Annotated in this window: 2 protein-coding genes; both read left to right on the top strand. The window is 67.1% G+C overall.

Annotated elements, in window-relative coordinates; translation table 11 throughout:
* Nucleotides 1-234, top strand: a 234-nt coding sequence (locus FVW20_RS15945; protein WP_307831600.1) for a helix-turn-helix domain-containing protein, incomplete at its 5' end; no start/stop codon positions are given.
* Nucleotides 235-476: 242 nt separating this feature from the next.
* On the top strand, nucleotides 477-1,221 hold a 745-nt coding region (locus tag FVW20_RS15940; RefSeq protein ID WP_196610373.1), incomplete at its 3' end, for an ADP-ribosylglycohydrolase family protein.

Raw genomic sequence — 1,221 nt, 5'->3', positions numbered from 1 at the left:
ATGGGCGGAACTGGCGGGGGTGCGAGCGCGGTCGGCTTGGGTGGGGGCGGCGTGCCGGGGCAGCATGGCGCGGGCGGCGAATCGCAGGGGCCGCTGACGCTGGAGGCCATGGAGCGCGAACACATCGCCCGGATTCTGGAATTCTACGACAACAACCGTTCGCTGGCCGCCACGGCGCTGGGCATCAGCCGCAAGACGCTGTACCGGAAGATGCGGGAGTACGACATCGGGTAGGGGCGAGGTGACGGCGTTGTCATATCCTTCCCATGTACAGGTTTGCGGGCGGCTGCGGTATGCCGTGGCCGCCTTTTTGCGATACGGGCTGCCGCGCATGGGTGTCGCCTGTTCCGGAATGTGGTATGCTCGGGAAAGTTCAAGTAATGATGGAAGGGCGGGCGCTGCCATAGCATGTGCCAGGATATTCATGCTTTTTTCATCCATGAGGGAGTGCGGCCATGGCAACAGCACCTGATGGAATGCGCGACCGCGCCGCCGGGGCGCTTATGGGCGCGTGGATCGGTGACGGGCTGGGCCTTGGCCCGCACTGGTACTATGACCTTGCGGAATTGCGGCGCGACTACGGCGATTGGGTCAGCGGGTACACCGACCCGAGACCGGGCCGCTATCACGACGGCATGAAGGCCGGTCAGCAGTCGCAGGCGGGGTTCATCCTGAAGTTGACGGTGCGCTCGCTGCTGGAACGGGGCGGCTACGATCAGGTCGATTTCTGCCGCCGCATGGACGAGGAGCTGTTTCCGCTGCTCAACGGGCAGCCGGTCAGCGGGCCGGGCAACTACACGAGCCAGTCCATCCGCGAGGCATGGCGGCGCAGGGTGGAACAGGGGATGCCGTGGGGGCAGACCGCAGGCCACGCGGACACCACCGAGGCCATCGAGCGTACTCTGGCCATTGCGGTGCGCTACGCCACCCAGCCAGCCCGGCTGGCAGCCGCCGTCAGCGCCAACGCGGCGCTGACCCAGTGCGACGACGTGGTGTTGTCGCTCACCGTGGCGTACGGCGCGGTGCTGGCCCTGCTGGTGCAGGGGCATCGGCTGGACCCGGCAATCTCCGAAACGTTAATGCATCAGGTCAAGGATGGGGTGTTGCCCTTTCATGCGGTAACCCGCGACGGTTTGCAGGCGCCGCGCCCCGGCGACCCGGACCCGCCGCGCGCCGGGCGGTTTGCCTCGCCCGATGCGCTGCTGTCGCCCGGCTACATGG

The organism is Nitratidesulfovibrio oxamicus, assembly GCF_015731765.1.
In the GTDB taxonomy this organism is placed as follows: domain Bacteria; phylum Desulfobacterota; class Desulfovibrionia; order Desulfovibrionales; family Desulfovibrionaceae; genus Cupidesulfovibrio; species Cupidesulfovibrio oxamicus.
Note: the sequence above shows the minus strand (reverse complement) of the source record. Positions and strands in the feature narration are given on the sequence as shown.